The organism is Embleya sp. NPDC020886 (assembly GCF_044333915.1).
In the GTDB taxonomy this organism is placed as follows: domain Bacteria; phylum Actinomycetota; class Actinomycetes; order Streptomycetales; family Streptomycetaceae; genus Embleya.
The window spans coordinates 832,283-858,602 of record NZ_JBIRRX010000003.1 but is presented as its reverse complement, the minus strand read 5'-3'; the positions used below and the strand labels follow the sequence as shown (position 1 = coordinate 858,602).

At 70.8% G+C, this 26,320-nt stretch carries 19 protein-coding genes and 4 pseudogenes; 8 read left to right on the top strand and 15 right to left on the bottom strand.

The genetic code is table 11. The annotated features are described in order from the left end of the window. Positions 1–135: 135 nt before the first annotated feature. The 5 genes and pseudogenes from ACH4U8_RS14535 to ACH4U8_RS14515 all read left to right on the top strand — a co-directional run bounded on the left by ACH4U8_RS14535 (position 136) and on the right by ACH4U8_RS14515 (position 4,330). Positions 136–693: a dihydrofolate reductase family protein gene (locus ACH4U8_RS14535; protein ID WP_360313942.1), complete on the top strand. Its 558-nt coding sequence runs from the start codon at positions 136–138 to the stop codon at positions 691–693. 225 nt (positions 694–918) lie between these two features. After that, positions 919–1,257: pseudogene (locus tag ACH4U8_RS14530) on the top strand (transposase); the annotation flags it as partial. Positions 1,258–1,905: 648 nt separating this feature from the next. Beyond that, positions 1,906–2,715, top strand: coding sequence for an alpha/beta fold hydrolase (locus tag ACH4U8_RS14525; RefSeq protein ID WP_395778052.1), 810 nt, complete (start codon positions 1,906–1,908; stop codon positions 2,713–2,715). After that, a complete protein-coding gene (locus ACH4U8_RS14520) occupies positions 2,715–3,974 on the top strand; it encodes a PP2C family protein-serine/threonine phosphatase (RefSeq protein WP_395778211.1) in 1,260 nt (419 codons plus the stop codon). The genes ACH4U8_RS14525 and ACH4U8_RS14520 overlap by 1 nt, the downstream gene beginning before the upstream one ends. After that, positions 3,971–4,330 carry an STAS domain-containing protein gene (locus ACH4U8_RS14515; RefSeq protein WP_395778050.1) on the top strand — a complete coding sequence of 120 codons (360 nt, stop codon included), beginning with the start codon at positions 3,971–3,973 and terminating at the stop codon, positions 4,328–4,330. Before ACH4U8_RS14520 ends, ACH4U8_RS14515 begins: the two co-directional genes overlap by 4 nt. A gap of 244 nt (positions 4,331–4,574) precedes the next feature. On the opposite strand, the gene ACH4U8_RS14510 is transcribed toward ACH4U8_RS14515, so the two are convergent. The 8 genes and pseudogenes from ACH4U8_RS14510 to ACH4U8_RS14475 all read right to left on the bottom strand — a co-directional run bounded on the left by ACH4U8_RS14510 (position 4,575) and on the right by ACH4U8_RS14475 (position 10,516). Next, positions 4,575–5,600, bottom strand: coding sequence for an iron-containing redox enzyme family protein (locus tag ACH4U8_RS14510; protein WP_395778048.1), 1,026 nt, complete (start codon positions 5,598–5,600; stop codon positions 4,575–4,577). Further along, on the bottom strand, positions 5,597–5,860 hold the full coding sequence (locus ACH4U8_RS14505; RefSeq protein ID WP_395778046.1) for a CDGSH iron-sulfur domain-containing protein: 264 nt from the start codon (positions 5,858–5,860) through the stop codon (positions 5,597–5,599). The genes ACH4U8_RS14510 and ACH4U8_RS14505 overlap by 4 nt, the downstream gene beginning before the upstream one ends. Beyond that, on the bottom strand, positions 5,844–6,572 hold the full coding sequence (locus ACH4U8_RS14500; RefSeq protein WP_395778044.1) for a HemK2/MTQ2 family protein methyltransferase: 729 nt from the start codon (positions 6,570–6,572) through the stop codon (positions 5,844–5,846). The genes ACH4U8_RS14505 and ACH4U8_RS14500 overlap by 17 nt, the downstream gene beginning before the upstream one ends. Positions 6,573–6,917: 345 nt before the next feature. After that, positions 6,918–7,090, bottom strand: a pseudogene (locus ACH4U8_RS14495) (DUF2267 domain-containing protein); the annotation flags it as partial. Between the two features lie 38 nt (positions 7,091–7,128). Then, positions 7,129–7,414: pseudogene (locus tag ACH4U8_RS14490) on the bottom strand (Hsp20/alpha crystallin family protein); the annotation flags it as partial. Between the two features lie 456 nt (positions 7,415–7,870). Further along, positions 7,871–9,139 carry a peptide ligase PGM1-related protein gene (locus ACH4U8_RS14485; protein ID WP_395778042.1) on the bottom strand — a complete coding sequence of 423 codons (1,269 nt, stop codon included), beginning with the start codon at positions 9,137–9,139 and terminating at the stop codon, positions 7,871–7,873. A 55-nt stretch (positions 9,140–9,194) separates the two neighbouring features. After that, the gene (locus tag ACH4U8_RS14480) at positions 9,195–9,758 is read right to left on the bottom strand and encodes a type 1 glutamine amidotransferase domain-containing protein (RefSeq protein WP_395778040.1); all 564 of its coding nucleotides are present in this window, start codon (positions 9,756–9,758) and stop codon (positions 9,195–9,197) included. Positions 9,759–10,054: 296 nt separating this feature from the next. Continuing rightward, positions 10,055–10,516: a transposase gene (locus ACH4U8_RS14475; protein ID WP_395778038.1), complete on the bottom strand. Its 462-nt coding sequence runs from the start codon at positions 10,514–10,516 to the stop codon at positions 10,055–10,057. Between the two features lie 316 nt (positions 10,517–10,832). On the opposite strand from ACH4U8_RS14475, the gene ACH4U8_RS14470 reads away from it, so the two are divergent. Beyond that, a complete protein-coding gene (locus ACH4U8_RS14470; RefSeq protein ID WP_395778036.1) occupies positions 10,833–12,308 on the top strand; it encodes a serine/threonine-protein kinase in 1,476 nt (491 codons plus the stop codon). 1,517 nt (positions 12,309–13,825) lie between these two features. After that, positions 13,826–13,954, top strand: coding sequence for an LPFR motif small protein (locus ACH4U8_RS14465; protein WP_360313928.1), 129 nt, complete (start codon positions 13,826–13,828; stop codon positions 13,952–13,954). A 605-nt stretch (positions 13,955–14,559) separates the two neighbouring features. Here the strand turns inward: ACH4U8_RS14465 and ACH4U8_RS14460 are convergent. The 5 genes from ACH4U8_RS14460 to ACH4U8_RS14440 form a co-directional block, all read right to left on the bottom strand. After that, on the bottom strand, positions 14,560–16,644 hold the full coding sequence (locus tag ACH4U8_RS14460; RefSeq protein ID WP_395778034.1) for a catalase: 2,085 nt from the start codon (positions 16,642–16,644) through the stop codon (positions 14,560–14,562). Between the two features lie 285 nt (positions 16,645–16,929). After that, positions 16,930–17,265: an STAS domain-containing protein gene (locus tag ACH4U8_RS14455; RefSeq protein WP_395778032.1), complete on the bottom strand. Its 336-nt coding sequence runs from the start codon at positions 17,263–17,265 to the stop codon at positions 16,930–16,932. Between the two features lie 794 nt (positions 17,266–18,059). Continuing rightward, positions 18,060–18,647 (bottom strand): hypothetical protein, encoded by a 588-nt coding sequence (locus ACH4U8_RS14450; RefSeq protein ID WP_379989221.1) that lies wholly within the window; start codon positions 18,645–18,647, stop codon positions 18,060–18,062. Positions 18,648–19,235: 588 nt separating this feature from the next. Further along, positions 19,236–19,628 (bottom strand): terpene synthase family protein, encoded by a 393-nt coding sequence (locus ACH4U8_RS14445; protein ID WP_395778030.1) that lies wholly within the window; start codon positions 19,626–19,628, stop codon positions 19,236–19,238. Between the two features lie 394 nt (positions 19,629–20,022). Then, entirely contained in the window at positions 20,023–20,592 is a 570-nt protein-coding gene (locus ACH4U8_RS14440) for a hypothetical protein (protein ID WP_360313922.1), read from the bottom strand. Positions 20,593–20,887: 295 nt separating this feature from the next. On the opposite strand from ACH4U8_RS14440, the pseudogene ACH4U8_RS14435 reads away from it, so the two are divergent. Beyond that, positions 20,888–21,076 (top strand): annotated as a pseudogene (locus ACH4U8_RS14435) (hypothetical protein); the annotation flags it as partial. A 122-nt stretch (positions 21,077–21,198) separates the two neighbouring features. Here ACH4U8_RS14435 and ACH4U8_RS14430 read toward each other — a convergent pair. Both ACH4U8_RS14430 and ACH4U8_RS14425 read right to left on the bottom strand, forming a co-directional pair. Then, on the bottom strand, positions 21,199–24,168 hold the full coding sequence (locus ACH4U8_RS14430) for an NACHT domain-containing protein (protein WP_395778029.1): 2,970 nt from the start codon (positions 24,166–24,168) through the stop codon (positions 21,199–21,201). 277 nt (positions 24,169–24,445) lie between these two features. Continuing rightward, positions 24,446–25,981 (bottom strand): serine hydrolase domain-containing protein, encoded by a 1,536-nt coding sequence (locus tag ACH4U8_RS14425; protein WP_395778027.1) that lies wholly within the window; start codon positions 25,979–25,981, stop codon positions 24,446–24,448. Positions 25,982–26,320: the final 339 nt, after the last annotated feature.

The following is a 26,320-nucleotide window of genomic DNA, read 5'->3' as shown; positions in this document are numbered from 1 at the left end:
GCCGGACACGGTCGCGCGAATCCCGTCGGAAAACACCACTCCGCTGACGACCGCCGCAGCACCCCACCGGCTCGCGCCCGTCCCGTCTCACGGAACTCCCACCAGAACCCGCCCCCGGCAAGGAGCGCTGCAACCATGCGCAAGATCGTCAACTCCACGTACATCTCCCTCGACGGCGACATCGAAAAGCTCGACCAGTGGTCCTTCGACTACTGGAGCGATGACCTGGAGCGATACGCGCACAGCCTGCTTTTCGCCGCCGACACGCTGCTCATGGGCCGCGAAACCTATGCGAACTTCGCACCCGCCTGGTCGGCACGGGCGGGCGCCGACGCGTTCGCCGACCGCATGAACAGCATCGACAAGTACGTCGTCTCCTCCACCCTGGCCGGCGGCGACTGGGGTCGCACCACCGTCATCCCCCGGGACAAGGCCGTCGCCGAGATCGCCGAACTCAAGGCACAGCCAGGCGGCGACATCCTGATGTACGGATTCGGGCCGGTCGCCAAGACCCTGCTCGCGCACGGCCTGCTGGACGAGGTGCACTTCTGGGTTCACCCGGTGATCGCCGGCGGCGGAACCCTCGCCGCCGACGGGTTCCGGCATCGGCTCAAGCACACCCGCACCGAAGCCCTCGACACCGGTGTCATGGTCCTCGTGTACACGCCCGCAGCCGAGGCCGCGTCGTCGTAGCCGCGACACGGTCCCACGTGACGGGCGCGCCGCCGACGGATCGGCTGCGCGCCCGTCACGCACCCGGGCCCGGCTCAGCCCTGTGCCGCGTCCCTGGACGGGCCGCCACCAGACACGCCTCCGAAGCGGCGGCAGCGCCGGCGCACCCGGCCGGCGGCGCCGTTTCATAGGCGGCTGCTCAATGCCGAGAAGCCAAAGAGCGTTTTGCCCCAAGAGAAGCGTGTTGCAGCTTCAAAGCACGGCGTCTTCGAGAGGCTCAACGGAGTCCTGCGGCGCCTGGTCCGCGAACGGGAGGGCCGTGACCCGAAGCCGAGCGCGTGCGTGATGGACGCACAGGGCGTCAAGACCTCCGCCAACGTCCCCGCCGCAGGTCGGGGCATCGACGCGGGCACGAGAATCGCGGGAAGGAAGCGCCACGTCGGCGTCGACACCGTCGGTCTGCTGCCCGCCGCGTGGGTCACCGCCGCGAGCGTGTCCGACAACATCGGCGGCAGCCACCCGCTCGCGGTGATCGCCGCCGCCCATCCCCGCGTCACCAAGGCCCGGGCCGACGCGACCCACCGAGTGCCCCTCGGTCGCCGCGCCGGGCTCCGCAGGGTGCGCTCGTCGGGGCCGACCGGGGGAACGGCGCCCACACACCGCCTCCTGGCGCAACCGCTCCCCGGGAGAGCGCGGTGCCTGCGCGCCCCGTGCACGGACCCGCGTCTCCCGGCACGTCACCAGGAACTACCCAGACGACAGCGCCCGCCGCTTTTCGGAGACGGCACCGTGGATCCCTCGACGCCGGACCCTCGACGCGTTCGCGAATGGCGCCCCGGGCCACGCCCGGCCTCGGCGCCGCCGGGTCCGTCGACTCGCGTCGGAGTGTGCGGGCGGGTTCGGGTGGACGTGCTGCCGTGTACCGGGTGGGTGTGGCGCCGGTGGGATGCGGGCGACCTGCCGCCCACCAATCGGAGCGACCAACCGTGACACCCGTACCGATCACCAAAAGCACTGATATCTGACGTGTTCAACCCACTGACACTTGCCGTCCAAACCCACTTGTGATCGGCGGTGAAAGTGTCAGTCGGATTGGCCGGGGAAAGCGTCAGCGGATTTCGACCGGATTCGACATGTGATCAAGGCGTCGCCTTCGAGTCGCCGGCCCGTGCGAGGGAACGGCGTCTCGGTGCGGCCGTCCCGGTTGCATGCGGCCCTGGGAGAATGGGTCGCATGGATGTGCGAAGCAGGAATCGTGTGAGGGTGTCCGGGCGGGCGGACGGCCCGACGGTGGTGCTGGCGCACGGTTTCGGGTGTGACCAAAACCTGTGGCGTCTGGTGGTTCCGGCGTTGGAACGCGATTTCACGGTGGTGCTCTTCGACCACGTCGGCTCCGGGCGTTCCGATCTGTCCGCGTGGAGCGCGGAGCGGTACTCCGACCTGGACGGTTACGTGGAGGACGTGCTGGAGATCTGCCGTGACCTCGGGCGCGGGGCGGTGACGTTCGTGGGGCATTCGGTGAGCGCGATGATGGGCGTGCTGGCCGCCGCCCGTGAGCCCGAGCTCTTCTCCGGCCTGGTGCTGCTGGCTCCCTCGCCGTGCTTCATCGACCATCCCGCCGACGGATACCGGGGCGGGTTCAGCGCCGAGGACATCGAGGAGCTTCTCGGGTCACTGGAGGCGAACTATCTCGGCTGGTCCGGGGCGATGGCCCCGGTGATCATGGGCAACCCGGAGCGCCCGGAGTTGGGCGAGGAATTGACCACCAGTTTCTGCGCGACCGATCCGGACATCGCGCGGGTCTTCGCCCGGGTGACGTTCCTGTCCGACAACCGGACGGACCTGGCGAAGGTGCGGGTCCCCACGCTGGTCGCCGAGTGCTCCGACGACGCGATCGCCCCGCCGGAGGTGGGCGCCTTCGTCCACGCGCGGATCGAGGGAAGCCGGCTGGTGACGTTGAACGCCACCGGGCACTGCCCCCAGCTCAGCGCCCCCGAGGAGACCGCGCAGGCGATCGCCGCCTTCGCCGGGACACTTCGATGATGTGCCGCACCGGTGACGAGCACGACGCCGCCGCCTCCGAGGACCGGGCGAGCGACGATTCCGCGGTGTTCTCCGCGCTGCTGGAGGACAGCGCCGAGGATCTCTACGAGAACGCCCCCTGCGGCTACCTCTCGACCCTCCTCGACGGGAAAATCGCCAAGATCAACACCACGCTGTTGAACTGGCTGGGCCACGAACGCGACGACCTGGTGGGCCGTAGACGGTTCTCCGACCTCCTCACCGTCGGTGGGCGCCTCTACCACGAGACGCACTTCGCCCCGCTGCTGCGCATGCGGGGTGAGATCAGCGGCATCGCCCTGGAGTTGAAGGCCGCCGACGGCAGTCGACTGCCGGTCCTGGTGACCTCGACGGTCAAGACCGATGGCGACGGGCGGCCGCTGCTGATCCGCACCACCGTCTTCGACGCCCGCGACCGCCGCGCCTACGAAGAGGAACTGCTGCGCGCCCGCAAGGAGTCCGAACGCGAACGAGAGCGGCTGCGGCAACTGGCCACCGCGCTCCAGCGGACACTGCTGCCGCCCGCTCTGGCCAACGTGCCCGGCCTGGACGTCGCCGCGCATTACCACATCGCATCCGTCGACGAGGTCGGCGGTGACTTCTACGACCTGTTCCCCCTCGCCGACGGAACCTGGGGCATGTTCCTGGGGGACGTGTGCGGCAAAGGCGTCGACGCCGCGGCCGTCACCTCCCTGGCCCGCTACACCCTGCGCGCCGCCGCCGTCTACGACCCCGACCCCGCGGCCGTCCTGGGCAACCTCAACACCGTCCTCAACCACGAGTACAACGGCATCGACCCCCGGTTCTGCACCGTCGTGTTCGGCCTGCTGACCCCCGACGGCGACCACGGCGGCTTCCGGATCACCCTGGCCGGCGGCGGCCACCCCGCGGCCCTGCTGCTGCGCGCCGACGGCACCGCCGCCTACGTACCCACCCCCGGCGGCCAGCTCATCGGCGCATTCCCCGACGCGCACATCTCCACCACCACCCTGCGCCTGGATCCCGGCGACACCCTGATCCTGTACACCGACGGCCTCACCGAAGCCCACACCGCCATCGCCGGCGACCGCTACGGCGACGAGGCCCTCCTCGACTTCGGCCGCGCCCTGGCACCCACCACCGCCCAACGCGGCATCACCGCGATCCGCGACCTCCTCGACACCCTCGGGGCCGGTGTGGACGACGACGCCGCCGTCCTGGCCGTCGGCGTGCCCCGCCCCGACCGTGAAGAGCACCAGTGAACCGGCTGAGCGTCACCACCCGCACCCTGCCCTGCGGCCCCGTCATCGACGTGGCCGGAGAGCTGGACCATCACAGCGCCCCCCTGGTTCGCGACGTCCTGCCCCGGCTACGGCTCGGCCCGGGTCGGCAACTCCTCATCGACCTCGGCGGCCTCACCTTCTGCGACTCGACCGGCATCACCGTGCTGATCGCCGCCCGCAACCACGCCCTGGCGTCACACGCCACCATCGCCCTGATCGCGGTGCCGGACCGGATCCGCAGAACCTTCCGCATCGTCGGCCTGGAGCAGGCATTCCTCGTCTACCCCACCGTCACGGAAGCCGAAGCGGCCTGGACCCCTTCCGCGCCGGGCTGACTCGCGAGGCAACCCCGGGAACCGCCGACCCGCCCATTCTCAGGTCCGGACGTTGCCGGGACACCGGTCGTGAGATGGGCCTGGAGTCGGCTCCCGGATCGCCCGTGGCAAACGGGACCAACGTCGTTGGCTCCAAAGGCCGTTGGACGACCATGCCGCCCTCTCCCCGTTCACACCCCGAGTAACCGCCCCGCTGCGGCTCCCGGCCCGTCTCCCCGAGAGGAGTCGTGTCGTCCGGGGGGACTCAGGTCGAGGTCGCCTCGAGCGGAATGTGCAGGGCGCTGCGTCCGGCACGCCACTCGGTCAGGATGTGGTCGCCGAGGTGGCCCTCCAGGAACACGGTGGCGGCGATGCCGAAGACGACGTCGGCTGCCAGGTTCGGTTCGTCGGCGAGCAGGCCGGCGACCACCTCGCGACGCACGACCTGCTCGTGGACGGCGTCGGCTTCCACGTGCTCGTCGTAGAAGCGCTCGGCGGCGGGTCCGGCGCCGGTCCGGCGCATCGCCTGGGCCAGTCGGCGTGCGCCGGGGGGCGAAGTCACCTCCACACAGGCGAAGTGACCCACCAGCGCGCCGCGCAGCCCGCGATGCAACCCGAGCAGGGACATCAGGTTCACGGTCGGCAGCACCACGGCGGGCGCCGCGTCCAGGTAACGCCCGTACTGCGGGTCCAGGTCGAGATCGACCATGAGGTCCGCGAACAGTCGGGCGTGGATGTCCTCGGCGCGGCCGGCCCCGAACTCGTCGAACTCGATGGCCACCATGGCCGCTTTCGCCCGACCGCGCAGGCGAGGGATGACCCAGGCGTGCGGATCGGCCTCCTTGAGGTGATACAGCGAGCGCATCGCGGCGTATTCGCGCAACTGCCACAACTCTCCCCGGGTCCGGAGGAAGTGGCTGACACTGGTGCCGTCGTCCCCCGCCGGCTCGATCAGGAGCGTGGCCAGTGCGTCGTCCACGCTCCGGCCGTCGTGGGCGTGCGCACGCAGGGCGCTGTGGAAGCGTTCCTCGAGGGCGGCACGCAGGCTCAGGAGACTCGGGTCCCACTCGCGGTCGTCGGCCACCCGGGCGAAGCCCCGATAGTGCAACTCGTACAGCGTGTACAGGGCCAGGTGCAGATCCTCGCCGAAGGGATCGGCCCGGGCGACCTCGCGAATCCCCGGGAGTGCCCCTTCGCCGGTCCGCAATGCCGTGATCACGCCCGCGGAGAGGTCGCCGCGCGGTCGCGGCAATGCCGGGGCGGCCTGGGAGGCGGGGGTCGACACGGTCACGCGCGGCCTCCTTCGTCGATCGTCGACGTCTCCGGTTCGCCCGGTGACGGTTCGGCGCCCGCCGTCGCGGTGCGCGCGCGGTGGCTGGTGTCGCACCACGGGTAGGTGCGGCTGCGCCGGCATGTGCAGACGGCGACGACGAAGCGTCGTGATGTGACGACCTCGCCGTTCGGGAGGACCACCTCCACGGGGCCTTCGATCAGGAGAGGACCGTCGCGCTCGGCGGTGATCCGGCGGGGGCGATCAGCGTTTCTCGGCACGGACGACCACCAGTTCCTCGTGATTGTCGTGGAGGCCCACCAGGCCGGTGCGGCGCAGCCAGTCCAGCCGCTCGCGCAGGACCGGACCGAACGGGATGGTCGTGCGGTCGACGATCGCGGCACGCATGCCGGACCGCTCCAACGCACCCAGGGTGGCCTCGGTGTCGCACAGCCCGGAGTGCACCATCAACAGGACACCGGCGGGCCGCAGTACGTCGGGAATCGCCGCGCAGATTCGGTCCACCACCGCCCGGCCGCCGAGTCCGGCATCCCACGCGCGGGCGGCGCCGAACTGCGCGACACCGGGCCGGGGCGCGGGCACGTACGGCGGATTGCACACGACGACGTCGAAGCAGTGACCGGCCACGGCCGACAGCAGGTCGCCGCGACGCACGGTGATCCGCCGGCGGGCGAACAGCGCGTTCGCGCGGGTGGTCAGCACGGCGCGCCTGGTGCTGTCGACGGCGGTCACTCGTGCTCCGAGTCGGGCCGCGTACACGGCCAGGGCTCCACTGCCGGTGCACACGTCCAGAACCCGGGTGCCTTCGCGGACGCCTTCACGGCGCATCGCCTCGGCCAGAAGAAAACTGTCGGACTGGGGGACGTACACACCCGGGGCGGTGAGTATCCGGCCCAAGGGGGAAACTGTGACACCGATTGCTGACACGGGAACCTCCGGCAATGCGATGGCACGGCGGATCACCGAATCCATCAGGACGAGCGTCGATGGCGGTGCCGTGACACCGGGCCCGACGCCGGACACCGGCTGCCTCCGGGGAGTCTCGGGCACGATCGTCGTTTACCGTCGGCGTCGTTCGAACACCGGCCTTCGGCGTTCGGGGCACGCAAAGATCGCTTGCCCGGCCCTGTCGGGTTCATGCGCACCGCGTGGGCGGATGTGGCCCCAGGGGCGTGCGTAGCGGCTGTGCCGCGGGCGGCGTCGTGGGTTTCGCCCGGGCACGGCACGGGTGGGTCGGAGGCCGGCTTGCCGGGGTGCGCCGACGAGGACCTGGTGGGCCGGGTCCTCGTCGGTGGCACAGTGACAACGGCCGCGGGCTCAGGCCGTAGGGGCAAGTTCGGCGCGGCCGAACAACAGGGCCCAGCCGGTGGGCAGCCGGGTCAGGATGCGGGTGATGAGGTCGGGGCCGGCGAGTGCGGGGACGACGGTCAGGACCGAGCCGGTGTCCCAGCGGGCGATGCCGGGACGGCGCCGGCACGGGCGGCGATGTCACCGCGTCGATACGCTCCGTGTCGATCGTGTCGGCCTACACGAGCCGGCGGGAGAAGACGCCCACGGGACGCTCGGACAGCTCCGTCTGCACCTCGTCCGCCTGGGCACGGGCTCGCGACGGGCCTTGCCGGTGAGCATGTCGCGATCGACATCGATGTCGATCGCCTCGGGGGTCACCCCGGCAGGTCGAACGCGACCACGTGGACCTCGCCGTCGCGATAGGCGTCCCTCGGCATCGCCGTCGGCCGCGAGGCGGTGCCGGGCGCAAGGAGCTGCCGCGCGAGCCGGTCGAGCTCGCGGAAGGGGTCGGTACGCCTCAACATCGCGAAATCACCTCCGAAAGACTCGGTCCGTAGCGCCCAATCGCTCCCCTCAGCGCGACCCGCCCCCACCTGAGCGCCGGCCACCCGGACCCGGTCGCCCGCATCGACGCGTTGGTGGACCCCCCGGGCTCGGCCCCGGCGGCACGCCGTGGCGAGTCGTCGGCAGCGCCCGCCCGTCACCGGGCGCCGTCGACGGGCGGGTGCGCGCCCTGCGACGGCCGGCGCGGGCGTAGGCCCGGTCAGGGACTCGCGAACACGCGGCATGGCCGTCGGGTACGCGGGTACCCGACGACGGTCCCCGAGCCACGCCCGAACCCGTCCGGTCGACCACGCGCTCGGCGTCGAGGCGGGAAGCGGTGGAACCGATCCGGAGCAACCCGAGCGCGGCATCCGAACTCCGGCGGGGCCGGCCCCCGGCCCCCGGCGGTCACCACGGCGACGACACGCGCGTCGGCCTCAGCCGTCGTCGTGTCCGAAGGCGGCCGCGAGCCGCGCCTCCACTTCGGTGAGACCGGTGTGATCGGCCGCCATGGCCACGTAGCGCCAACCGGCGCCGTCGACGGGGCGGTCCGTGTAGAGGATCACGCCTGCGCCGGTCTCTGGCCGATAGTCCAACCCCGCCTCGATCAGATGCTCCACCATCGTGTCGAAGGAGCGCGGCGAATCGGCCCGGACGGTGCCGGTGGACCAAGCGGGAGTGGCATTGCCGGTGAGGCGGGTGACCAGGGCGTGCGGGGTGGTGGTCGCGGTACGCCGCACGTTGCACTCCAGGGCGTAGAGCGTTCCGTCCCGGGTGCAGACCGCGTCCAGGCTGAACGGGCCCCGATAGCCCTCGGCCACCAGGTGCCGCCCCAACGCGAGGGTCCACTCGGTCAATTCGGCGCGGGCGAGGTCCGGGACGTCGTACGGCGGAGACCGGTATCCGGCGAACGCGCCGCCGGTCATCCGCATTTCCCCGTCGAATGGCACCGACACCCGATCCGGTGTGCACTCCCCCTGGGCGCTGACCGCGCGGGTGTGCTCCACGTATCGCTCGACGACCCAGTGGCCGCCCGCGGGTCGACGTGTCTCGTCGAGTCGATCGTCTCGGGTGACGAAGCGCAGACCGTGGCCGCCCGCGGAGCGGTCGGGTTTGACCACCACCCGCTCCCACGCGGCGAGGAGTTCGTCGATCACGCGGGGGAGGTCCGCGCCCGCGCACACGGCCCCGTAGGGCAGGCGCACGCCGAGTCCGGGCGCCACCGCACGAAAGCCGGACTTCGTGTTCAGGTCCGCCACGGTGCGCACGGTCCGGGCCGACGGGCCGCCCGCCTCATAGGGTTCGATCCCGATGCCCAGGGCGGCGGCGAGCGCGACGCAGCCTTCGTCCAGGGCGGTCGGGAGCAGACGAGGCTGCGGGCGTTCACGCAGGAGCGCGCGCAGCGGCTCCAGCAGGCCGTGCGCGGAGACGGCGTCCGCCATCGGCACGTGGGGGATGTCCGGCACGGTGACGACGGTCACGCGGTCCGGGGGCATGCCCAGTCGGGTGAAGGCGTAGTGGCAAAAGGACTCGGACAGCGGAACCGGGACCACGAGCACGTCACCGGGGCGGGTGAGCCAGATCGTGCGAGGAGCCTGTTCCGACCACCGGCGCGGAACCGATGCCGCACGCAGGTCGACCGTCAGCGGCGACACGAAGTTGGCGAGGACGACGAGCGTGCGACCGTCCTCGCGTGCGGCGACCATGGCGTACCGCCTCCTCTCGCGTTCTGCGTCCGGCGCCCGGCTGCGGAGGTGGCGCTCAGGCCGAGGCCAGGGTGATATCGATCCGGCCGAGGAAGTCCTTCAGGTCGTCCGGGGTGCGCGAGGTGATCATCACCCAATTGCCGGTGTCGTCCTGGACGACCGGTTCGTCCAGCCAATGGCCGCCGGCGTTGCGAATGTCCGTCTCCAGGGAGGCGTAGGAGGTCAGGGTTCGGCCCCGGACCACGTCGGCCTCGACCAGGGCCCACGGGCCGTGGCAGATCGCGGCGACGGGCCGTCCCGAGGAGGTGAACGAGTGGACGATGCCGATCGCGGTGTCGTTCAGGCGCAGCGAGTCGGCGTTGAGCGTGCCGCCCGGTACGAGCAGGAGGTCGTAGCGGGCCGGATCGACCTCGGCCAGCGTGAGGGTGGGATGAACGCTCTCGCCCGGGTCCTTGTCGCCGACGAGTGTTCGGATCGGATCCGCCGATACCGCCGCGATGTCCACCTCGGCGCCACGATCGCGCAAGTGGCTTGCCGGGACGATCAGTTCGTCCTGCTCCACGCCGTAGTTGGTGACGATCGCCAGGATGCGGCGACCGGTCGGGTCGGTATCGGACATGGTGTTGGCTCCTTGTCTGCGGTGTTCGGCGACGGTTGCGGTTCCCGGGTGGCCGGGCGTTCGGCCGGCTTCGCCGGCATACGTGTTGCGCGTCCGGGGCGGTTCCGTGGTGGTCGGGCTCGGCGGCTTCCGGCCGGTTGCCCTGACGTGCCGGCGACAAACATCCCCGATCGCGGCGGTCGAGCCTGCGGCGCGCGCCGTGCGGTTCCGGGCGGCGTGCGGATCCGGGCACCGTGCGGATCCGGGCACCGTGCGGATCCGGGCACCGTGCGGATCCGGGCACCGTGCGGCCGGGATCAGTCGAGTTCCTTGTGCACGACGTGGATGCTGCCGAGTTCGGTGTCGATCGTGGCGGGGACGAGCAGGCCCGCCCGGACTCCGGAGGTCGGGTAGGCGACCACGGGGGCGGTGAGTCGTTCGCCGGGCAAGGCGGGGATACCCGGTGGGTGGGCGGTCGGCATCTCGGCACCGATGCGGCCGATCGCAGTCGATCGGCCCGACCCCCGCACAATCCGGTCCCGGAACTCCGACAGCACGCAATCGTCGAAGCCCGGATCGTCCAACTCGAGCCCCGGAGCGTACGTCCGGTCGATCCTGCGACGAACGGCCTTCGCCGACTGGCAATCCGTCGGATTCTCCTCGAACTGCAACGCCGACACCGACACCAGACAGGCCGGCGGCACCGGGCGTCCGTTCGACGAGTACCAGGCGGCGAAGCCCTCGTCGCGAAACACACCCAGCCGATCCCGCACCCCCATCGCCGTCGCCCCGCGAGGATTCGCCGCCCGCGCCCGGGTATCGCCGGTCCACGCCGCTCGGACGGCAACCGATTCCGCGTCGTCACGCCGCGCAGATGGAGATCACGACCGACAACACGGCCGTCGTCGAGCAACGCGCGTGCTACCGCAACCGAAACCAGCCACTCACCCCGGTGCAAGCGAACATCGGAAGCAGAACGCCCGACCGCACACCCACCGACGATGCGACGGCGCCCGGGACCATCCGACGGATCCGGGCGCCGACACCAGTCAAGTCGGCACACGTGGGGCGGGCGGCGTCTCGTATGCTGGCCCCGTGAAGCGGGGAAAGCTGATCGCGGACCGTTACGAGCTGATCGGCCGTCTGGGCCGGGGTGGCATGGGGGACGTGTGGGCCGCGCGGGATCGCGTGCTCCACCGTGAGGTCGCGCTCAAGCTGCTGGATCTCGACGGGATTGCCCAGGCCGACCTGTCCCGGCGGTTCGATCGCGAGGCGGTGGCCGCTGCGCAGATCGTCCACCCCAACGTCGCCGCCCTGTACGACCGAGGCATCCACGACGACGTGTTGTTCCTGGTCATGGAGAAGGTGGACGGCCAGACGCTCACAGCGCGTCTCCGGGCTGAGAGTTCTTTCCCCCTGACGCGTGTCGTGGCCATCGCCGGCGGCATCTGCGCCGCGCTGGAGGCCGCCCACCGGGCCCGGGTCATCCACTACGACATCAAGCCCCACAACGTCATGCTCACCGGCGACGGGCTGGTGAAGGTCATCGACTTCGGGATCGCCGGGTTCGTCCAGGCCGCGTTCACCGTGGCGCGCTCCTCCCGACTGGCCCCGGCCGGAACGCCGGAATTCGGCGCACCGGAGCAGTTCCTCACGGAACGCGGCGACGAACGCTCCGACCTGTACGCACTCGGCGGGATGCTCTTCGCGATGCTCGCCGGCCGGCCGCCCTTCACCGGGCACAACGGCATCGCGGTCGTGCGGCGCAAGCTCGACGAGGAGGCCCCGCCCCTCGACGCGTTCCGCCCCGGCCTGCCGCCGGAGGTGACCGCGCTCGTCGCCGAACTACTGGAGCGTGATCCCGACCGGCGTCCCCAGTCGGCACAGGAGGTCCAGCAGCGGCTTCAGGCACTCCTGGCGTCGTGCGCGGCAGCGGAAGCTCCCACCGCCGCGATGCCTCCGACCCCGCGCACCCGCCCGATGGACGTCACGCAGCGCGCGCCTCGGCCGCCCTCTCCCGACTCCTGGGAACGCGCCTCCACCGACGAGACGCCGTTCACCGCGGACGCCCTGCTGCCGCGGCGGTTCACCAACGACATGAGCATCGAGTTCGCGCGGATCGCCGAGGACACCCGCCTCTCCAGTGAAGCGGGCCCCGGCGACCTGGCCGGGGAACTCGCGCGCCGTGACTGTACCGAAGTGGTCGCCGGCGTCTACGTGGAGCAGCCCGGCCCCCACGCCACGCCCGAGAACCCCGTCCACGTCTCCGTCCAGGTCTTCGCGTTCCCCGACGCGGCGACGGCCCGGGACGCGCAGAAGTACCTGGGCGGGGACGTGCGTTGGCGCCTCACCATCTGGAGCGCCCGCGACGGGGGCGGCCTCGCCCCCTGTCCCGACAAGGTCCACCGCAGCTACCGATGGCGGCACAACCAGCGCTTCCACCGCTACGTGACCGTGGCGCTGGCCTACCGCGCCGACCTCACCAACGACGGCTCCATCCAGCCCTGGCTCGCCGCAGCCGCCTGCAGGGCCGCGGTCTCCACCGGGCCGCAGAACTACCACGGCGCCTAGGACGTTTCGTTCGGGTCATCCGATCGTCAGGCCGGGTGTGTCGTTGACCGATGTGCACTGGGCGCGGATTGAGCCGTTGTTGCCGGACCGGACGCCGAGGCGGGTGGCCGCCGGCGGGATCACCGGCAGGTGATCGACGCGATCGCCTTCAAGTTCCGGACCGGGACGTAGTGGGTCCACCTGCCGGAGAGGTACGGCAACCGGAGAGGCGTCTACAACCGGCTGCGGATGTGGGCCCTGGACGGTACCTGGGAACGGGTCTTCACCGCCCTGGTTGCCCGGGCCGACGCCGATGAGGACCTGCGATGGGCGGTCGCGGTCGACTCCACGATCGTGCGTACCCCAGCATGCCGCCGGGGCTCGCAAGAAGGGGCCCCGGCGGGAGAGCCGACCGATCACGCCATCGGACGCTCCCGCAGCGGGCCGACCACGAAGGTCCACCTGGTGGCCGACGGCAACTTCCGGCCCCTGGCCTTTCGCCTCACCGCCGGACAGGCCGGTGACGCCCCCGCCTTCGAGCCGGTGATGGCCACCATCCGCATCCCACGGGCCACCGGGCGTCCCCGCAACCGCCCCGACTCGATCACAAGTGGGTCTTCCGGTCTCGTAACCCCCTCGGCGACACGCTCGTGCGGCTGGTCGAGATGGAGGCTCTGGAACGACGCGAGAACGAGAACGACGACGGGGACGACGAGTTCCGCCGGTGCCCCCAGGGTGTGGCTCGTCCGACGGGATGACGTCGGTGGGAGGGTCGGGCGACCGGTCGCGGCGGCGGCCGCTCCGCACGTCGCGCCCTGCCGGGGTCACCGGTGGCGGCTCGGTGTGTCGGCAGGGGTGACGGCCGTGTCGCAACGCCGGGCGGCGCTCACCGTTCGCCGGACCGGGCTCGGGGCGTCCGCGCGGCGAGATCCGGCCCGGGGAAACCTCGCGCCGCCTCACCGGGGTCAAGGCGGCGAGACATCGTACAAGTCCTCGTCCCACCAACCGGGTTCCGCGTCGTCCTCGTCCGCCTCGACCAGGTCGCGCAGCTCGCCCTCGGAAAGATCGTCCACGCGATCCATGATGACGGGCACGAGAATCCGGAGCATTCCCGAACCCACCGGCGCCCCACCGAGCAGGCCGCCCGCCGACGCGCGGCCTGCGGCGCGGAACTGCGGGAAGGGCGCCGTCCGCCACGGACTCGCCCTGTCCGCGAGTCGGCCCCCGGGGGAACCGGACGATCGTTCGCCCGGCTCCGCCGGGTACACGGCTCTCGTGAACGCAAGCGGCGGGCGGCCTCCCCACCCGGATCCGGGCCCTCCTATCGCCCGACCGGGCGTGATCCCTCCGATAGAGGAGGCCGTCGCACCACGGAGAGGTTGCACATGGCACGGCTTCGACGTCTCGACATGATTTCGATCCGAGTGCCGACGCCCGATCGCCGGCCCCTCCGTTTCCTGCGCGCTCCAACGGGCAGCCAATGGTTGCGGGGTGCGCGCAACGCGTGTCCCGCGGTACCGATGCGACGGGAGGTTGGCATGTTCAGAGCCATCGGTGACGTTCTGGGGAAGATCGGGGGCGCGATCGCAACCGTCGTCACTTTGCCGTTCCGTGCCCTGGCCCGGTTGTTCGGCGGTGCTTCGGAGTCGACACGGGGGCGGCACTGAGCCGTGGCCTGATGCGCTCCTGTTCGAGGCAGGCGCGTCGTGCAGGACCGGGAAGTCCACCGAGACGAGGTCTGCGGCCTGTTGAAGCCGCTACAGCAGCCGGCCTGGCGGTTGCCATTGGGCAACGCGGCAGGTCGGCGACTGTCTTGCCGGCGTCGCGCGCACGGCGCAGCCGGGTCGCTTCGGTGACGCGCCGGTAGATGGTGCGGCGGCCGTTCCGGCAGCGCGCGAGCGGCGTGTTCGCCGCGATGAGGTGCTCGAAGGCCCTGGTCGTGATCGGGCCGCTGAGGGGGCTCGGTCGGGCTTCCGTTGCGCTCTCTCGTCGTTGTTCGCCGGTGTCCTCGAGACACCGCTCTCCGGCGAGTTGTGACAGGAGCGACCGTGACGTCCGATCGACGGATCGGGCGCCGTGGCGCAATCGTGGGGGCTCCGTGCCGATCCGATGCATTGTGAGGGTCGATCCCGGTGAGCTTCGAATCGGGGTGCCTCGGTGAGGACCCGCGACATGGTCGGGGGCTCGCCCACGAATCGCCTTCGCAATGGCCGACGCCTGCGGTCGAGTCCCGCCGGGACTCGACCGCAGGCGTCGGCGGTCGCAGGGTTCGTCAGGTGCGGTCGTAGTGGCGGTGGGCGGCAATGGCCGTGGTGAACGCGTCGACGAAAGCGGCGGAGGCGTCCGCGTCGACGACGACGCCGGGCGCGTCGGTAGGCACGGCGCAGTGTTCCAGGAGGGCGCCTGCCTCTCCCGTGGCGCCGATCGCCTTGCCGTGGCGATACGCCTGGACGAGGAATTCCCGGGCGTCGGCGTCGCCCCGCAGCGCCTGGACCGACTCGGCGCCTCCGGGAACGTACACCGCGTCGTACAACGGCGATCCCATCGTCAGCAGCGAGCGCGGCGCCTCGATCTCCTCGTCGTCGGACGCGCGCAGGGGACCCTGGCGCGGGCCCACCACCTCGCAGGTCGCCCCGTGTTCGGTCAGGCGGGCCGCGACGGCGCGTACGTGGTCGCCGCCGACGCCGTCGGCGGCCAGGATCGCGATCCTGCGCGTGTGGATGCCTCCTTCGCCCGGGTTGTTGGCGATGCTCAGTGCCGGGGACGGCTCGCCGACGGGTGCCGGTGTGCGGGTCGGCGGTGTGATGCCCAGGCCGGCTCCGACGCGGCGTGCGAGGTCGGTGTCCACGTTGGCGAGCAGCGCGACGACGTCCTCGCGGATGTCGTGGGTGTCGCACTTGCCGAGTTCGAAGCGGAAGGCGGCGACGATGTGGTCGCGTTCCCAGTCGGCCATGCTGTGCCAGAACAGCGCCGCCTGACCGAAGTGGTCGTCGAAGCTGGGACTGCGTTGTTTGATCTTGGCGCCGTCGACCCGTTCCTGGTGGTGCTCGTAGCCGCCGTGATCCGGGCCGGCGACGATCGGGCAGCCCCGGCCGAGCGTGTTCTTGCTGTAGCTGCTGCGGCCACGATCCAGGCGCATCTGATGGTGGCCGTCGCGCTGGTTGTTGTGCACCTCGGCGACGGGGCGGTTGATCGGGATCTGCGCGAAGTTGGGGCCGCCGAGCCTGATGAGCTGGGTGTCGAGGTAGGAGAACAATCGGGCCTGGAGCAGCGGGTCGTTGGTGAAGTCGATGCCGGGGACGACGTGGGCGGTGTGGAAGGCCACCTGTTCGGTCTCGGCGAAGAAGTTGTCCGGGTTGCGGTTCAGGACCAGGCGCCCGACCGGACGCACCGGGACCAGTTCCTCCGGGATGAGTTTCGTGGCGTCGAGCAGGTCGAAGTCGAAGGCGTGTTCGTCGTCCTGGGCCACGAGTTGCACGCCGAGTTCCCATTCGGGGGCATCGCCGTTGTCGATGGCCTCCCACAGGTCCCGGCGGTTGAAGTCCGGGTCCAGGCCGCCGATTTTCTGTGTCTCGTCCCAGACGAGGGAGTGCACGCCGAGTCTGGGCTTCCAGTGGAACTTCACGAACGTGCCGCGGCCGGCGGCGTCGACGAACCGGAACGTGTGGACGCCGAAGCCCTGCATCATCCGGTAGCTGCGCGGGATGGCGCGGTCGGACATGAGCCACATCATCATGTGCGTGGTCTCGGGCTGGTTGCGGACGAAGTCCCACAGCGTGTCGTGCGCGGACTGGGCCTGGGGGATCTCGTTGTGCGGCTCGGGTTTGACGGCGTGCACGAAGTCGGGGAACTTCACCCCGTCCTGGATGAAGAACACCGGCATGTTGTTGCCGACGAGGTCGAAGTTTCCCTCTCCCGTGTAGAACTTCACCGCGAATCCGCGTACGTCGCGTACGGTGTCGGCCGATCCGCGTGAGCCGGCGACGGTGGAGAAGCGGGCGAACACCGGTGTACGCAGGCCGGGTTCGGCAAGGAATGCGGCGCAGGTGACGTCCGCCATCGACTCGTACGCCTCGAAGAACCCGTACGCGCCCGCGCCTCGCGCGTGCACGACGCGCTCGGGGATGCGCTCGTGGTCGAAGTGCGTGATCTTCTCGCGGAAGTGGAAGTCCTCCAGGAGCGTGGGGCCGCGGACCCCGGCCCGTAGCGAGTTGTCGTCGTCGTCCACACGGACGCCCTGATTCGTGGTCAGGTGCTTGGCCGCGGGGTGCACGCGGTACTGCTCCAGTTGGGCGTCCTTGGCGTCGTGCGGGGTGTCGGAGCGTCGGTGGGTGACGTCCTGGTTCTGCGGGTCCATCCGGGTGGCCTCCTGGGGCGAGTCGCCCGGGTCTCGGTCCGGGTCGCGACGCGGGTACCCGTCTGCGCGAGCGCCATACACCGTCAGGACCGCCACCTGCGAGGCCGGCGGAGCAGGTCGCGGGTGTCGTCGGGTGCTCGGGCGGGATCCCGGGCGCGACGGGGTGGGCCCTGTCGTCGGCAGTGCACGGGCGCCTCGCCGGCTCATTCCTGGGTGCCGGTCGGGTGCAGCCGAAGGGGCGGGCTCGTCCGCGCGGTGCCTGCGGCGTCCGGCTGTCGGTTGCGGTTACGGGAGCAGCACGTCGACGGCCCCGGTGGCGGCCGCCAGGGCGCGGACGAGGGGCGGTGCGTGATGGAACAGGATCGCGGCGTTCGACCGCCCGGCGCGGCGGCGGGCCCACACGAACGTGCCGAGTCCCGCGCAGTCGCAGAAGTTGATGGCGTACAGGTCCACGTGGACACTGCTGCAGTGCCGGCCGAGGCAGTGGTCGACGGCGCGTCGCAGCACGGGTGCGGTGTCGACGTCGATGTCCCCGCCGAGGATCAGCAGGGCGGATCCGCCGGCCAGGAACGTGTCGACGGACAGGAGGGTCTGCGTGGCGAGGGTCGGGTCCTTGGGCAACGTGGTTCCTCCGGTCGAAGGGGACGGGCCCGGGGAGACGGCACGTTCGTGTGGGCGACCCCCGACGTGCCGGGCGTGCGGGGAGCGCCCGCGCGTGCCTTCCGCTCCTGCCCCGACGAACTCGCGGGAATCCGAAGGTGGGTGGTGGGTCGGTGCCGAAGGCGAGCGCGTTGCGGGAACGAAACCCCCGAGGCAGCGCACGGCACATCGCAACAACATGGTTTGCGCATCTCCTCCCCCGGACGTTCCGGAATCACCCCTCTGCGGGTGCTTGGACCGCGTGGCACACCGCGTCGTCCCACATCCGCCGCGCCGGGACCCGCGCACCCCGGCCCGCCGATTCCGGCCGGGGCCGCTGCGGAAGGTGGACGGATTCGGTGCCGGATGTGGCCGCGCACGTGCCGGCCCGCGGCGTGCCGCCCGACGCTCGACGGTGTGGAGTACGAGGAGGTCACGGGCGTGATCTCCCGGGCTCCTCGGGGCGGCGTGCGATTCCCGCCGGGCCCGCCGCCCGCGCGTGCCCTGTGCGGATGTCCGCCACGGCGACACGACGTGTCCGGACAGAGTCGCCATCCGCCGTTCGGGTGGCGGCGAGGACCTGCCACGCACCGCTTTGCCCACCGGCGGCACTCGATCCGGTCCGAGGTCGTCGCGTGTCCCGATGCCGACGCCCCGCGGCCTGTTCGGCGGTTCCCGGAAGCACTACGTGCCCAGCCCCCGACCATGGCCCGCGCGCTGCGTCGGAGTCGCGCCTCACGACTTGGACGGGCCCCGATGGGCGCGACCCGGCGTCGTCAAGGTCGACTGAAGGTTGCCTCGGCGATCCTGGTCCGTGTGTCCTCGAGACGATCGGACTGCGCTTCGGCGCGGACCAGGAGTTCGTCCAACTCCTGTGCGGACAGCCGCCGGTCGCCGTCGGCCACGGCCCGCAGACTCCGCCAGCACATCGCCTTGCCCTCGACTCCCATGCGCATGGTCTCGAGTTCGACGACGCTGCTCAGCGGTGAACGGCTCATCAGCCGGCCGTTGGGTTTCAGTCTGCCCACTCGTTCCATGATCCAGGCAAGAGCGGCCTTCGCCGGTGGTGGCGCGATTTCCAGATCGCTCATGATCCGCTTGAGCGACCGGCGATCGCGGGCCACCTCGTCCGCGATGGCGGACAGGGTGGGCCCGTGTACCCCGCCCCTGTGGTTGCGCGCGATGCGGCGGGCGAGGTTCTCCCCGCCGATCGAGCCGGCGAAGTGGTCACCCAGGTAGATGCGAAGCAGGCGCGCGGCGTCGGAGCCGTCGCCGCACGGCTTCGCCGAGCGCCTTCGCCGCGCCCCTTGGGAGATCCGAGGCGTCGCCGGTAGGGAAGGCTGTCGTCGCGACGGGCCTGACATGTGGGGGCTCCTCCCGGATGGGCTGCGTCGTCGGCCCCGAGTACCCGCTCGGATCGACTCGATACCCGACCCAGGCGACAGGCGAACGGGGCGGGTGCTCCCCCGGGGGATGTGGCGCCCTCGCGTCGGCACCGCCGTGGGGCCTCGCCCGGTTGTCTCCTCGACGCCGGTCGGGTGCAGCCGAACGCGAAGGCTCGTCCCCACGGTGACCGCGGAGCCCGGGGGTCGGGAGGCCGCGAAGCAGGTGGAGTTCGTGTCCGAGCAGGGGCAGGGATCCGCGGGCCGAGTGTATGGGCGTGGGGGTGTTCACCGGCCGGCCCTTGGTGCGGGGTCGGTTGGGGTCGTGGGGGGGTGTCGGGTCGGCGGTAGCGGTCGCACACGGTGAAGCCCCAGTGGTGGCCGGCCCGCATGCGCAGGTGCAGGCTGTCGGTGTAGCGGTGGACGGCCTGCGTCTCGGTGGGGTCGGGTGGAGACTTCGGGTGAACTGCGGGAGGTCGGCGCTGCGGCGGACGAATTCGCGGGTGCGGGCCTCAGCCGTTGCAATGGCCGTCTCGATCGCGGCGTCGCGTGAGCAGTGCCGGGCGCGCATCAGGCAGTGGATCGTGTTGGGCTGCCGGCGGCTTCCTCCTTGTCGAGGGAGTAGAGGTCGTTGACCAGGAAGATCTGGTCGGTGGCCAGGCGCCGCCGCAGGTGCTGGAAGTGGCTGTGGTGGTAGGCGAGGACGGGTGCTTCGAAGTGGGCGCCGCGTTCGGGCATGTCCATGGTCGGTACGACGGCGACCGCCTTGCGGCGCCGGGCGATGTGGTCGTCGTGGTCGAGGTGGGTGCCGGTGAGGCGGTTGGCCGTTTCGGTGCAGCAGGCACGGAGCCGTTCGGGCCCGGTTGTGGGCGGCTCGGTGGATCCACTGCCCGGACATGCCGGTGGTTTCGCGTCGGCGGATGTCGGCGAACGCGGCGACCGGGACGCCGGCTCCGGGGGCACGGTGCCGGGGGTGAGGTCAGGACGGTGAGCATGTGCCGGTGGGTGGTCGGGATCGTGTCCGGTGATCGGCCGGGGGTCACCTCGTAGGCGTCGTCGAGGAAGAAGAACCAGGTGATGTCGAACATGAGGTCCAGGTCCTCGCCCGTGGCGTCGGGGAACACGTACGCCGCGAGGTCGGCGAGTGCCGGTGCCAGCCGCGCGCGCTCTGCCCGAAGTGGTGAAGCCGGCGATGGCGCCGAAGAAGGAGAGCCCGGACCCCACGGCCACGCAGGTCGGCTCGCCCCGCAGGCCCGCCTCCGCGTTCGCCACCGGCGGGAACTTCCTCGACGCGGCCGCCGCCCGCGCATCCGTGAGCGAGTCGGTCGGTGAGTGGGGACCGGTTCCTGTTCCCCGGTCAACCACAGGAAGACGCGGGCTGCAGGGCCGAGACCTCACTGAGCGCCATGGTGACGGTGCGGCCGTTCGCCTCGAGGGTCAAAAACCCGTAGTCGCTCTCGCTCAGAGGCCCGCAGACAGTGCCGGCCTCGGTGCTTACGCGGACGAAACTCCGCGCCGCGCCGCCCGTATTGCCGGTGCCATCAGCCTTGTCCGCTTTCACGGGCCACCAGGAAGTGGCCGTCGACAGGGCGAGCAGCGCGACGGCCGTGAAGGTCAGGGCGATTCCGGTACGCAGGGCACGGCTCGCTCGCGGGGAGGCAGCCGGGCGGGCCACGGTCCGGTACAGCGGCCAGGCAGCGAGGCCGACGAGGAAGACCGCGCAGCAGGCGACGACCAGGGCGCTCAGCGCCAGCAGCCCGGCCACTACCTGGATGGCCCGTGGAACCCCCGCCGGGCCGCTGTCCTTGAGTACCCCGCACAGGCCGACGAAGCCCAGGACGGCCAGTTGGATGCCCTGCCAGCCCTTGGCGATCGTCCGCAGGTCATCCGGGGCCGGTGCCTGTCCGTGCCCGGCATCGCTCGTCATGGCTTCGGCCTCCTCCCGGCGGGTCGATCCTCACAGGTACGCCCACCCGATCACGGAAGCCACCTCGACGGGGACACACCATTCACCCGTCCGCCACACCACCTTCGTGGCCCTCGGCGTCGTCGACCCGCCGAACCGGTGAGCCACCGGCGCCTCACCGACGAAACACCCTGACGGCGGCCGCCCCGCCGGAACACCCACCGGCGGGGCGTCGTCATCGGAGTCCGTCGGCACCGTGAAGGCCGCCTTCACAGACAATTTCAACACCGGCCAACACCTGGCCCACCTCACCGGGATGGCCGGGATCGTGTACGCGCCCGCGCAGCCACCGCGCAGCGGTGCGCCACACCAACCCAACTCGCCGCCCTACATGTCCCCCGAGCAGTGGCGCGGCGACCCGCCCGACGCCCGTGCCGACCTGTACTCCCTCGGCTGTGTCCTGTTCGAACTCCTCACCGGTCGAACCCCGTTCCCCACCCGCGGGTCCCGGCACGCGCCGATGGTCCTGCACCTGTTCGAGCGCCCTCGTTCCCTCGGGTACCGCAACCGGCGCCGTACCGACGAACGGCCACGTGCCTCGCAGGTGAGCCGCGGGGGCGGCGGCGTTCAGGAGACGCCGGTGGGAGTGGGGCACCAGATATCGGTGTCGCGACACCAACGTCGGGCGAAGTCCGCGGCAGGGACGGTCACTCTGGGCAACAGCGGTGCCAGTCGTCCGGGGTCCGAGTTTTCCCTTGCACCGGCGATCTCTCCCAGCGCACCGCTGTAGCCGATCCGAACCTGGGCGACGTCGAGGAGGAGTTCTGTGAGACCCATGTACAGGTAGAGCAGGCCTGTGACCGTCGCGGGATTGTGGCCCCAGACCCGCCGCAGCGCGCGATCGCATTGTTCGAGAGTGCGGGTCCAGGTTTCCATCAACGCGTTGTCCACACGCGGCGCCTGAAGATCGGTGAGGCTCTCGGAGGGCTCCGTCACGAGGTTCGACAATGCGGCGAGGATTTCCCGGGCCCGTCGAGCACGAGTGGGATGGGGGTGCTCGGCGCCCAGGGTGCCCACGATCCACAAGGCGGGGGACAGGGGTCCGATGCCTTTGGTCGCCTCCGGGATGTCCAGCAGCTGTGTCAGCACCGTCCTGGGCGAGATCGGGGCGGTTCGTATCGCGGATGTTCCCGGGATGCCTGCGAGTTCCTCCAGACCGGTTGTTCCGGAGTACAGGCTCAGGACCCAACTGGTCGACGACTGGTGCAGAACGGAGAGGCAGGCCCGGCCGAGTTCCGGAAGAGCGTCGAGGTGGCGCCAGGTGCTGTCCACCGGTGTTCCCGGCAGTGCGGCTCCGGGCGCGACCAGGTCGGTGACGTGGACGGCGAGCCCACATGCCCCGAGGGTGAGCGAGGCGTCGGGGTAATCCGGTCCGTGCGGTTCTTGTCCTCCGGCCGCCGACCGAATCTTGCTTCCGAGACATTCGGCGAGGGCGGACCAGGCAGCCTCGTGGTGGGACGTCGAGGGGTCCATCAAATGTCGCAGGTCGTCGGACGACGTCTCGAGGAAGCTGTGCATCGCTCCGTCGACCAGCAGTCGCATGGCGTGCACGCTCATCCGGAGCGCGTCCTGGGATTTCGTCAGGAACTCGACGAGGGTGCGTCGTTCCGCCGCCGACATGGAGTCCCCGCGTTCCAGGAGTCTGATGACGACGTCGGAACTGCCTCCGCGCCACTTCTCGTCGGCCAGGTTCATACAGATCTGTGCGAGGACTTCCCAGCGTCCGCCGCCGACCTCGGGCAGCAGCCGGTCGGCAAGGAGTTCGGCGGTTCCGCTGTTGCGAACCAGATGCAGTGCGGCGAAGTATTCCTGGAGACTCTGGTGGGTGAAACCGAAGATGCCGTGGCCGTCGGGAGCAGTCCCGAGTTCGGTGAAGATCCATGCCCGTCCGCGGCACAGCTCGACGAGTTCGCCCGCGACCTTTCGCGCCTCCGCGTGTGTGGGCACGGATTCGGCCGCCAGGGCCCGCGCGGCGATATCGCGAACCTCGTCCTCGACCATGCCGCCCAGCCATCGGCGATCGGTGATCGAGCGGTATGCCAGTGTGGCGAGCGTGTGTCTGACGGTATCGAGATCGGTGTCCCGTACGACGGGTAGGCCCTGGAAGTTGTCCCAGTCGGCCAACAGGAGTTCCGCGCACTTCTTGTAGAGCTGTGCCCGGCTTCGTGGAATGAAGCGGTGGCCCCGGTACAAGACGCAGATGTAGGCCAGGAGCAGGGGGTTGCAGCGCAGGTCGGGGATCGTCGAGCTCTCCCGCAGGAAGACGTCGGTCGCGCTCCCGTGAGTGGTGGGCAGGCAGGCGCCGACCCGGAACCACTTGTCGACGTACTGGCGCACCTCGCCGTCGTCGCGGATCTCGCCGTCGTCGAAGGGCCGCAGGCGATACTCGGTGAACGTCGTGGGGTCCAGACCGGCGGCCCGATAGCCGACGATCCGCGACGTGGCAAGGATCCGCGACAGCGGGTACAGACGGCTCGCCGTCTCGATGATCTCGGACGCACGTCTGCGCGAACTTGCGGAGGCAACCTCGTCGAGGCCGTCGAACACGAGGAGCGCGGAGCCGTCGAGGAGGAGCTCCTCGATCAATCCGTGCGGGCTCTCCACTTGGTACCTGTGTGCCAGTTGTTGCCGGATGACATCGATGAGCGAGAAGCCCACCGGGGTGGGATCGATCTCTCGCATGACCACGAACAAGGGGACGGACTCGGTGTCCTCGGTCGCGAGGAGAGCGCCGACGGAGCTGGTCGTGGACTTTCCCGCGCCGGGGTCGCCGAGGATGACGGTGCGGTCGACGACTTCGATGAAGTCTTTGAAGCGCAGTACGTCTTCGGGATCGTGGGAGCGGTACGGACTGAGACGAGGTTCGACGAAGATTTCGCTGTAGTGCACGCGCCTGCGGTTGCCGAAGTCCGGCATGGGGATGTGCTCGTGCAGTCTCAGCGCGCTGCGGTACCGGCTCAGCCACTCCTCGCGCTCGCCGGGCGCAGAACCGCGGCGACCCGCGAGTACGGCCACGTACTGCTCGATGGAGTCGACCGTTGCCTGGGCGAGAGTGGCGTGGGCCCAGTTGACGGCGTCCGTTTCATCGCGAAGGGCGCGCCTCAGGCGGTCGACCAGCTCGGCGCATCGGAAGCGGAGCCGGTCGAACAACAGGGCCGTGTATGCGTCCAGTTCCACCTCCTGCGAGGTGGCTACGGTGCTGCGCAGGAGTGCGCGCAGGCCGGAGCGCACCCGGTCGACCGCGGCGGTGTTGCCGCCGAGCACCTCCACCGCCATCAACTGCTGGGCGAAGGCACCGAAGGTCGGAGTGTCGACGCAGTTCATGATCTGGCGGTTGGTGACACCGCGGGGCAGGTGGTCGAGAAGGCCGACGGTGGAGAAGCCCGATCGACTCGGGTCGGTGACCGCGTCCAAGGCGATCGCAAGGCTCCCTCGGGCCCGCCCTCTTCGCGCCAGGTCGCGGCGCACCCGCTCGATGAGCGGCTGGGCCGCGCGACCCGCGACTCGTCCGGCGATGGCAGCTTCGATTCCGCTCACGCGCTCCCCCGAGGCAGTCCGTCGTCGGTACCGGAACACCACCCCGGCGGCGGTGCGGCAGGTCGCCGACTTTTGCGATTGTCTCGGCAACGGATCCCTCCGTCGGGTGTTTCCGCAACATCCGGGGTGCCGGGTGCTTGTGGAGCGGCGCGCCAGGGCCTCGGGCTTTCGCGGAGGGCTTGCCATCGGGTGGAGCGAGTGGGTGAGGTGACGGCCGGGCGCGACCACCACCGGTGTCGTGCCCCGAGCGGTCGTCCGGAATCCGGAATGCGCGGTGTCAGGGGATCTGTGGCAGCACCCGGTCGCTCTGGCACACGTAGCGCGTGCCGTCCAGAGTGAAGCACTTGAGCGGCTCCCAGTCGCGAACGCCGGGCAAGCGGTGGACGTACAGGTCCCGGCCGGCGGGCAGGAGTTCGTACTCGCTGGGAGTGCCTCCCGTGAAGGTCCGGCGCAGGAACAGCGCGCCGCCGCGTTCAAGGATCTCTTCGAGCACCCCTACACGTTGGTATCGGCCCAGGTAGCCCCCCGCGTCGTGCGGCGGCCTGGTGCCGTCGGGGCTGTGCGGCGGGCGGGGCGCGACGCCGGCGAAGTCGGTGAAGATCTCCCGGTACAGGTCGTGGTAGAGCGCCTGGGCGTCGCCTCCGTTGGTGAGCAGAACGACCGCGAGACGGGCATCGGGCAGTACACGAAGGTAGGAGGACTGACCCTGGGTCCTGCCGTCGTGGCCGTACACCGCCCGACCGTCCCAGTCCCAACGGGCCCACCCCAGGCCGCGGGTTTCGCCGTTGTCCGGGGTGTTGGGCGTGGCCGTCTGGAACGAACGCATCTCCTCGGCGGCGCGCGCCGACAGCAGCCGGGTGCCGTCGGGCCCGAGGCCGTCGTTCAGGTGCAGGCGGACGAAGGCGAGCACGTCGCCGACGCTGGAGCACACGATGCCGGCCGGGCCCGACGAGCGGGGAACCCACGTGGGGTCGACGCGCGGCCGCCCGTCCGGTCCCGAGGTGTGACCGGCGGCGGCGCGATGCGCGAGCACGTCCTCCGGCAGCGTGTGGCTGCGGGTCAGGCCCAGCGGCTTGATCACGCGTTCGCGCAGCGCGGTGTCCCAGGTCGTGCCGGTGCGGCGTTCGATCAGCCGGCCGGTGAGGATCAGGCCGACGTTGCAGTACGAGTACCCGCGGCCCAGCGGGTGGACCGCCGGAACGTCCTTGAGCAGGGCGGTGAACCGCTCCAGGCAGTCGTCGCCGCGTCCGGTGTCGGGGAGCACGTCGCCGTCGATCCCGCTGGTGTGGGCGAGCAGGTGACGCAGCGTCAGGCGCCGGGTCCGGTCGGGGTCGGGCAGTCGCAGCTCGGGCATATGGCGTACGACCGGAGTGTCGAGGTCGATGGCGCCCTCGTCCACCAGGCGCATGGCGAGTGTGGCGGTCCAGACCTTGGTGATGGAGCCGATCTGCCAGAGCGTGTCGGGCGTTGCCTCGATACGGTCGTCGGCGTTGGCCAGACCGGCGGCGACCTTGACGACCCGGTCGCCGGCCAGAATGCCCAACGAGGCGCCGGGGACCTCGTGTCGGGCGGCCAGCGTGGCAAGCCTGGAGCGCCAGTGCCGGGCCGTGGACGTGTCGCCCGTACGGTCCGCCTCGGCCGGTGGTGCGTCGCTCGCGTGCGCGGCCGGCGCGGTGCCGAGGCTCGCCGTTCCGACCGTGCCCGCCACCGCGGCGGCGGCCAGCGAACCGCGCAGCACGGTGCGCCGGGTGGATGTGCTTCGAGTGCCGTCGGCGGCTTCCGCCGAGGAAGGGATCCGGGGAGGGTGGGTCACGAATCTGCCTCTCGATCGATGTCGGTCGCGCAGGCGGGGAAGCGACCGGACCGTGCGCGCCTGAAGACGCCGACGACCCTCTTGCCGTCGCCCCGGGAACACGGCGTCCATACGCGACGCGTCCCGGCGACATCGCGCCCCGGGTGCGGGCGCGTCACTCCCTCGTTCGACGAGCGTAGGAAACGGGGTCTCGAGGGGCATCGTTCTCACGTGGGAGGACTCGGATACCTCTCCGGTTCCCCTTACGCCCACCGCCGGTCGCGCGGACCCAGGACGAAGATCAGCCGTCCGGGTGGTTCGGACGTCCGCGTCGGTATGGTGCGTGACCTCGCGCTCGGT

Bases quoted from the DNA above. Each gene is read 5' to 3' on its own strand.
- ACH4U8_RS14440 (WP_360313922.1), bottom strand. From the start codon at position 20,592: ATGACGAGCGATGCCGGGCACGGACAGGCACCGGCCCCGGATGACCTG.
- ACH4U8_RS14480 (WP_395778040.1), bottom strand. From the start codon at position 9,758: ATGTCCGATACCGACCCGACCGGTCGCCGCATCCTGGCGATCGTCACC.
- ACH4U8_RS14450 (WP_379989221.1), bottom strand. From the start codon at position 18,647: ATGTCAGGCCCGTCGCGACGACAGCCTTCCCTACCGGCGACGCCTCGG.
- ACH4U8_RS14475 (WP_395778038.1), bottom strand. From the start codon at position 10,516: ATGGGGGTGCGGGATCGGCTGGGTGTGTTTCGCGACGAGGGCTTCGCC.
- ACH4U8_RS14520 (WP_395778211.1), top strand. From the start codon at position 2,715: ATGTGCCGCACCGGTGACGAGCACGACGCCGCCGCCTCCGAGGACCGG.
- ACH4U8_RS14460 (WP_395778034.1), bottom strand. From the start codon at position 16,644: ATGGACCCGCAGAACCAGGACGTCACCCACCGACGCTCCGACACCCCG.
- ACH4U8_RS14500 (WP_395778044.1), bottom strand. From the start codon at position 6,572: ATGGATTCGGTGATCCGCCGTGCCATCGCATTGCCGGAGGTTCCCGTG.
- ACH4U8_RS14535 (WP_360313942.1), top strand. From the start codon at position 136: ATGCGCAAGATCGTCAACTCCACGTACATCTCCCTCGACGGCGACATC.
- ACH4U8_RS14525 (WP_395778052.1), top strand. From the start codon at position 1,906: ATGGATGTGCGAAGCAGGAATCGTGTGAGGGTGTCCGGGCGGGCGGAC.
- ACH4U8_RS14485 (WP_395778042.1), bottom strand. From the start codon at position 9,139: ATGGTCGCCGCACGCGAGGACGGTCGCACGCTCGTCGTCCTCGCCAAC.
- ACH4U8_RS14465 (WP_360313928.1), top strand. From the start codon at position 13,826: ATGTTCAGAGCCATCGGTGACGTTCTGGGGAAGATCGGGGGCGCGATC.